The following is a 6,508-nucleotide window of genomic DNA, read 5'->3' as shown; positions in this document are numbered from 1 at the left end:
AACTTATATTAATTCGACACTTTCATTTCCCGTCACATTCGATAATTGGATATGTTTTATAAATTATTGTTTTCTAAAGGACTACTTCATTGATTCAAAAACACCACAATTTCTGAAAGATGAATTTGAGCTAGCGTTCAATGACAATGAATCAGCTTAATCTTTGCGGATTTTATAATTCAATAACTAGCGTAAGAGAATTTGTCAGTAAGCACAAGTATGAAGATTTACCAGTTTCCAAACATTATTCTTTAACGTATAAACTTCAGTGTACGTCAGTTTTAAGGTGTTCTTAGAACCCCTGATGACCACATTAAAGATTGCTTTACCAACTACCACAACGGTATTTCCGTATGATGTAACGGAGGCCTCTTTAACGTCAATGGACTTATAAATGAATCTTCCCGATCTCAGCTCTTTTATCCACTGCGCCTTTGGCGAAATATATCCATTGAGGTGGACCAAAACTATATCGTCATCAAACAACTCTTCAATCAGATCAATCCGTCCGCTGGTTTTCCAATGAAACTTTTCCATCGACAAGATTCGGATTTCTTGCTCCCCTTTCGTTTCATTAAAATAGCTCGTTAGCATCGCTTTCTGAGAACTCTGTTAATGAGCGATTATTTACTGTATTCTTCATCCGTAACAGGCTGCAACCAAACGGCTCCACCTTTACGATTGCTGGAAACAGCTACCTGAACAAAGGCGCTATCTGCACTTGCACCATGCCAGTGCTCAATATCGGCCGGACAATTTACTACATCACCTTTTCGTAGAGTTTGCTTTGGCTGGCCTTTTTCCTGGTAGTAGCCAACGCCATCTGTAACGAGTATTATTTGTCCGGCAGGATGGGAATGCCAATTGGTTCGGGCTCCAGGTTCAAAGGTGACATTGCCGACAGTAACATCGTTCAGACTATCTCCTTTGACCATCATGTGCAGGTATGCGGTTCCCGTGAAGTTTTCATTTGTAATCTTTTCGCCTTGCGGGAAAATAGTTGCGTTTTCCTTTTTGCTATTCATTTCATCAAAATTATTGCAAGCTGCGAATAACACAATTGCAAGCGGCAGGATGTATTTAAGAGTATATTTCATTACTTTAAATTTAGAGATTGGCTGCATAAAATTCAGTCAATTTATTTACTGCTTGCGATACATATTCAGGCATCCAGTAGCTCTGTATATGAGTTGCTCCATCAAGAACAAAAAGTTCCTTGCTTTTTGCGCCACTTGCTTTTGCGAATGCTTCGTCAGTCATATATTTTGTATCTGCTTTGCTTCCGGCTATCATCAATAAAGGCTGATTTATCAGATCCATATTCGTAGCTGCATCCCAGGTCATCAGGTCCAGCAGGCTGCTTGTGGTGTAGAGAAAGGTCGAATTAGGGTGTGAATGGGTTCTATAGTAATACTGATAGCCTTCCCGGTACAGATCGGTGGCTGTTTTAGCGATCTCTTCATCAGTTATGCTTGCTACCCCCGAGTATTTTATCTTACCACCAGCGGCTTCATCGGCACGGGCATCTGCGGCTTGCTTTAAGCGTTCTTGAACCGTTGATAATTGGGAGTTTTGGAAACCATTTCGTCGCACCTCGCCTGAATTAAACATACTTAAGGTTGCAACAGCCTTAAATCGTTTGTCGGATTGAGTTGCCTTTAACGTATAACCGCCGCCTCCGCAAATGCCCAGAATACCTAAACGACCTGCATCAACCCCAGCATAATGCGTTATGAAATCAGCCATTCCACGGATATCTTCAGTTCGGCTTGCAGGTTTGTCGGTATGACGGGGTTCTCCGCCACTTGCTCCCTGATATGTCGCATCGGCAGCAATGGTTATATAACCAGCTTCTGCTAAACGTTGGGCATATAACCCGGATGCCTGTTCTTTAACACCTCCGTTAGGATGTGCTACTACCACTGCCGGGTATTTTTTTGAGGTATCATAGTTTGCCGGGGTATATACATTTGCAGCTATAGTGATCCCGTTGAGCTTATAAGTTACGGGATGAATATTTACCTTCCCTTTTTCATTTTTGTTTATAGCTCCATCATAAACCAGGGTATAAGGATTTTGCTGCTTTCCCTTTTGATGTGATTGAGCATCAACTTCTTCAGTCGCTATAACTGACATGGTGAGTGCTATTATTGATGTTAACTTTTTCATAAAGATTTACTTTTTAATAATTCGTTCAGCACGGTCTGTGCTGACTTACCTTCTTTTTTGCCGATGCTTGATTTGATCAAATCCACGAATTCTTGCAATTGCGCTCGGGTTAAACCAACATTCAGGCAAATATTTAAATGAGATCGCAGCATCGGTTCTACTCCGCCAATACCGCTAAGAACTGATACGGTTATCAATTCTCTTTCAGCATAGGTTAATATATCACGTTCAAAAATATCGGCAAAGAGATGCTCTTTGAGGAAAACCTCTATTACAGGTGCAAATGCCGCATAGCCTGTTTTTGGGCCTTTCTCTGGCACGCCAGTTAGGTGCTCTAATATCGCTTTACCACGTTCGTATTTGCTCCGCTGATCGTTAACCGGAGATGCTTCGGCACCTGTGATGTCGTTTATGCCTTGAGCTTTACGCTCATCTAAAACGCTCATAAATGTCTGCAGTCCCCGAAGGCTGCGCGGGAACCCGGCATAGGCATAGGAATGAACAATGGCTTCCTTGATCTGGTTGATTGTAAGTCCTGCATCAAGTCCTGCGTTCAGTTCGGCCTTTAATTTTGATAGATCTCCTTTACCTGTAACAGCAGATATCCGGATAATTGCTACTTGATTTCCACTCAGACTTTGACTTACACCTACTTGCGCATTTACTGTGCTGGTCACGGTAATCATAATTATAGATAATATTGATTTAAATAACTTTTTCATCTCAATGTCTTTGTGATTTTCTTTATGGACTTTGTTGTCTTAACTGTACCGAGTAAACCTATTTTCTCGAGCCAGTTTTGCACTTCGACCTGCACCTGCTTTTCCTTATCACCGTCCATTACGAATAAAATGCCGTCTCTTTCCACGCCTCCTTTGGTGGTAAAGCCTTCTAATATCCTGCTGTCGGGACTAAGCTGTTTGACGGTATCAAAACTGCTGCCCACACCATAACCAGCGTTGGTATTAAATGGCGCGATGGTTTTTCCTTTCAGGTTGTGTTGTTTCAGGAAACTTTTCATTGGAGGGGGGAGTTGCATCCCCCAGGTTGGAAATCCAAGAAAGATCAAATCAAATTTTTCTATGCTGTCGATTTTCGTTTTTAATGGAGGAAGGTAATTTGTTGCGTTCTCGTTGGCTACCTGGTTCACTGTAGTTTGATAATGTTCCGGATAAGGCGTTACCAACTCCAGTGATACTAGATCACCACCAACTTTTCTATGGATGATCTCTGCTACGGCTTTGGTGTTTTTTGTGCGCGACAGGTAGACGATCAGAATCTTTTTACCCTTAAGTGAATCGCCGATTTCCACCGGTGGTTCTTTGTCGATAGTCGCAGGCAATTCTGCCCTGGAGCAGGATACCATGGTGAACAACAAATAACCTATCAATAACCAATGTTTTGCCAACCTTTTCATATGATTTCTTATATATACAAAGGTCCAAAGAACCGAAAGTTCTTATGGTAGACACATTACAGATATTACTACCAATATTACTGATCTAGTCCCTTTTGCGTTAACCAACGCGATAGCTGATCCGCTATTTCAATATTGTTCAGATCCGAAAAGGGAAAATGTGTATTGCCTCTGACTCCGATCTCCGGCAGATGAATAACTGTTGCATCACCGCCATGTTTATTAATGGTTGCTGCCCATAATCTTGCCATAGCAAGGCCGGAACGCCAATGATCTTTATTCCACACTGTAGTGGGTTCTTCTGCAATGTTATCTCCGTAATAGATGACAATTGGTATTTTCGTTAATTTAATAAAGTCGGAGAGGGGTATCTCTTCGCCTTTCAGAGCGCCGAAAAGCCCTGATGAGTTTATGGGCTCGGGTGTTTCGCCGTTAGGGAATACAAAACTGCTATACGGCTCATAAGCCACAATGCCTTTAATCTGATCATTCTTTATTGCAGTTAACCAGCCCGGTCCACCGCCTTGGGAGTGGGTAATAAGAATTCCTTCACCGATCTTATCAAATAAACCGGACATTGCATCTGCTATAACCTTCGCATCAAAAGCCCCAGTATTGGGGGTCATTTGTCGGTAAAACTGTTCAAGCGAAGCGGTGTCCTGGGGAAATTGCACACCGGGGAAGTAATTGGGATAATTACCTATCCGGAACTGTGTAAACCAGAATTGTTCGTCAGGGGTAGGGTTTAGCGTTGCAGCCACAGTACTCTTTCCTGCTTCGCCACGTCGTGGTTGGTCGAGCAGATATACCGAGTGCCTGCGCCTTAAAAAGATGTTTTGAAAGCCATCTCTACCATCAGGAGTAGTTTCCCACGTCTTCTTCGACTGGCCTGCGCCATGTAAGAAAACAAGTGGATATTTACGCGCCTCAACGGGGATTTGATAAAACGCATAGGCATGGTCGCCATGAAAGGTTTGTCCCTGAGGTTTTAAGGCATTATTTAAATCAAACGTTCCTGACTCAGTAACTGTGGTTCCTCCTACAGTAAAGCTGCCCTGGCTTTGTATTACCATAGCCCGATTTTTAATAGGTGTAGCACATGCAGAAATGAGAATTGATGCCAGTATTGACACACTAAAGGTGAATATCTTTCCATTTATTACTTCCGATTTTTTCATAGCTGTATAATTCAAGAATTAGGAAAATTCCAGCAATTAATAGTTCTTCAGTTTTTTGCGGGTGCACTGGTCAGTTTTACCGGTCTGTTTAAGCGTGAGAAAGTGAGTGAACCCAGTTTCCAGGATCCATTTTCCCGAACATATACCTCGGTAACCATAAATGGGTTGATTACTTCATTTCCACCTACGACTGCCAGCAGATCAATGTCGTTCAAAACAATAGCGGTATTTCCAATGAAGTTTACCGCGGACGAATAAACTTCGGCTTTTTTATACCAGATCCCACCGCCTTTGATGACGGCAATTTCCCGGTCTTTCCCCCAACTTCCACCCATGTGTACGAAAACGCTTTTTTCCGTAAAGAGATTAGTTAAAGAGTCAGCATTTTTTTCTGACATCCACTTCCATTTTAGTTTAGAAAGATCAAGTACTTGCTGTTCTGCAGTGGTCGTGGTTCCCGGAGTCGAACCAGGTAAATTAGCCTGAGCATACATTGTCTGTATACTAGCGATAAGAAGGAATATCCCAATCATTACTTTTTTCATCTTCGTTTTTGATTTAGTTTATATAATACGTTAATATGCAAGAGATTGCGGACCGATTTAACCGTCAATTAATAGTTCACCTTATTTCTCTATTTAGTTCCAAAATACTCTGCGTCGGTAACTTTGTGCAGCCATATCGTCTTCCCTTTTTCGGTTGGTGAGGTAGCGATATAGGTTACCCCCGTCTTGGGAGTTGCGCCATGCCAGTGTTCTACTCCAGGCAAGCACTTTATGACATCACCAGTTTTTATGATTCTTTTGTCTTTTCCTTTTTCCTGGTAATATCCGGTACCCTCCGTAACGATAAGAATCTGACCCCCAGGATGAATGTGCCAATTAAGTCTGGCGCCTGGGTCAGAAACAGCTACCGAGGTACTGTAGGTGAATACGCTGTCTGCATGACTTAGTTCTGTAAGCCAAACATCACCAACGTGATTCACATTTGGGGATTTCTCACCTTTCGGAAATATTGGTTTTTGTTGAGCCTGACTGTGATAAACTACAAAAAGGTTTATCATTAGTACTAGAGAGAGTAATTTTTTCATCGATTTCAATATTACAATTGATTAACTATTTAGTTGCAGCTTCTACACCTGAATAAACGAGAACTGCCTTCGGTAAGCGCTCTCCTTTGATTTCAATTTTAGCCAGCTCCGTGTTAAACTCGTTTAGTTCGGTTGTGCCGAAACTCACATGATCAGCACCATTGTTCTCCAGCATGTGCGCCATTTGGGTTGTTCCGGGAATTGGAACGATCCAGGGTTTCTGCGCCATCAACCAAGCGAGGGATATTTGGGCAGGAGTAGCATCCTTCTGTACAGCCCACTTTTTAACTAACGCCACTAATTTCAGATTGTTCGGTAAATTCTCGGGAGAAAACCGCGACTCTGTGCCGCGAATGTCGCCCGGAGCGAAGCGCGTATTTTCGTCAATCGCACCCGTAAGAAACTGCACACCGAGCGGACTCCAGGGAACAAATCCTATGCCCAGTTCCTGGCAAAGAGGAATGATTGTTTCCTCAGGTCCTCGCCAGATGAGAGAATATTCATTCTGGATAGCCGTCACGGGATGAACTGCGTGTGCTCGTCTAACCGTTTGCGGCCCGGGTTCTGAAAGTCCGTAATGCAAAATCTTTCCTTCGCTGATTAAGTCTTTCATTAAACCAGCAACGTCTTCGATTGGTACTGCCGGATCTACAC

At 42.6% G+C, this 6,508-nt stretch carries 9 protein-coding genes; all 9 read right to left on the bottom strand.

Annotation, left to right across the window (positions count from 1 at the left end):
- Window positions 1–204 precede the first annotated feature (204 nt).
- Window positions 205–537, bottom strand: coding sequence for a nuclear transport factor 2 family protein (locus WBJ10_RS12495; protein WP_424290784.1), 333 nt, complete (start codon window positions 535–537; stop codon window positions 205–207).
- A gap of 86 nt (window positions 538–623) precedes the next feature.
- Window positions 624–1,097 (bottom strand): (R)-mandelonitrile lyase, encoded by a 474-nt coding sequence (locus WBJ10_RS12490; protein ID WP_424290782.1) that lies wholly within the window; start codon window positions 1,095–1,097, stop codon window positions 624–626.
- Between the two features lie 10 nt (window positions 1,098–1,107).
- Window positions 1,108–2,169, bottom strand: a complete 1,062-nt coding sequence (locus WBJ10_RS12485; protein ID WP_424290780.1) for an alpha/beta hydrolase — start codon at window positions 2,167–2,169, stop codon at window positions 1,108–1,110.
- The gene (locus WBJ10_RS12480) at window positions 2,166–2,891 is read right to left on the bottom strand and encodes a carboxymuconolactone decarboxylase family protein (RefSeq protein ID WP_424290778.1); all 726 of its coding nucleotides are present in this window, start codon (window positions 2,889–2,891) and stop codon (window positions 2,166–2,168) included. Before WBJ10_RS12480 ends, WBJ10_RS12485 begins: the two co-directional genes overlap by 4 nt.
- Window positions 2,888–3,586, bottom strand: coding sequence for a flavodoxin (locus WBJ10_RS12475; RefSeq protein WP_424290776.1), 699 nt, complete (start codon window positions 3,584–3,586; stop codon window positions 2,888–2,890). The genes WBJ10_RS12480 and WBJ10_RS12475 overlap by 4 nt, the downstream gene beginning before the upstream one ends.
- Before the next feature lie 77 nt (window positions 3,587–3,663).
- A complete protein-coding gene (locus WBJ10_RS12470) occupies window positions 3,664–4,764 on the bottom strand; it encodes an alpha/beta hydrolase (protein ID WP_424290774.1) in 1,101 nt (366 codons plus the stop codon).
- 47 nt (window positions 4,765–4,811) lie between these two features.
- Window positions 4,812–5,309: a nuclear transport factor 2 family protein gene (locus WBJ10_RS12465; protein WP_424290772.1), complete on the bottom strand. Its 498-nt coding sequence runs from the start codon at window positions 5,307–5,309 to the stop codon at window positions 4,812–4,814.
- An 89-nt stretch (window positions 5,310–5,398) separates the two neighbouring features.
- Window positions 5,399–5,854 (bottom strand): cupin domain-containing protein, encoded by a 456-nt coding sequence (locus tag WBJ10_RS12460; RefSeq protein WP_424290770.1) that lies wholly within the window; start codon window positions 5,852–5,854, stop codon window positions 5,399–5,401.
- Window positions 5,855–5,879: 25 nt separating this feature from the next.
- The coding region (locus WBJ10_RS12455; RefSeq protein ID WP_424290768.1) for an aldo/keto reductase at window positions 5,880–6,508 on the bottom strand (629 nt) is incomplete at its 5' end.

This window comes from Daejeonella sp. (assembly GCF_049655485.1).
Taxonomy (GTDB): Bacteria; Bacteroidota; Bacteroidia; order Sphingobacteriales; family Sphingobacteriaceae; genus Daejeonella.
The sequence above is the reverse complement of the archived record's forward strand: the minus strand, read 5'-3'. Positions and strand labels throughout refer to the sequence as shown.

Coding starts and splice junctions, on each gene's coding strand:
- WBJ10_RS12490 (WP_424290782.1), bottom strand. CDS start 1,097: ATGAAATATACTCTTAAATACATCCTGCCGCTTGCAATTGTGTTATTC.
- WBJ10_RS12480 (WP_424290778.1), bottom strand. CDS start 2,891: ATGAAAAAGTTATTTAAATCAATATTATCTATAATTATGATTACCGTG.
- WBJ10_RS12495 (WP_424290784.1), bottom strand. CDS start 537: ATGGAAAAGTTTCATTGGAAAACCAGCGGACGGATTGATCTGATTGAA.
- WBJ10_RS12460 (WP_424290770.1), bottom strand. CDS start 5,854: ATGAAAAAATTACTCTCTCTAGTACTAATGATAAACCTTTTTGTAGTT.
- WBJ10_RS12475 (WP_424290776.1), bottom strand. CDS start 3,586: ATGAAAAGGTTGGCAAAACATTGGTTATTGATAGGTTATTTGTTGTTC.
- WBJ10_RS12470 (WP_424290774.1), bottom strand. CDS start 4,764: ATGAAAAAATCGGAAGTAATAAATGGAAAGATATTCACCTTTAGTGTG.
- WBJ10_RS12465 (WP_424290772.1), bottom strand. CDS start 5,309: ATGAAAAAAGTAATGATTGGGATATTCCTTCTTATCGCTAGTATACAG.
- WBJ10_RS12485 (WP_424290780.1), bottom strand. CDS start 2,169: ATGAAAAAGTTAACATCAATAATAGCACTCACCATGTCAGTTATAGCG.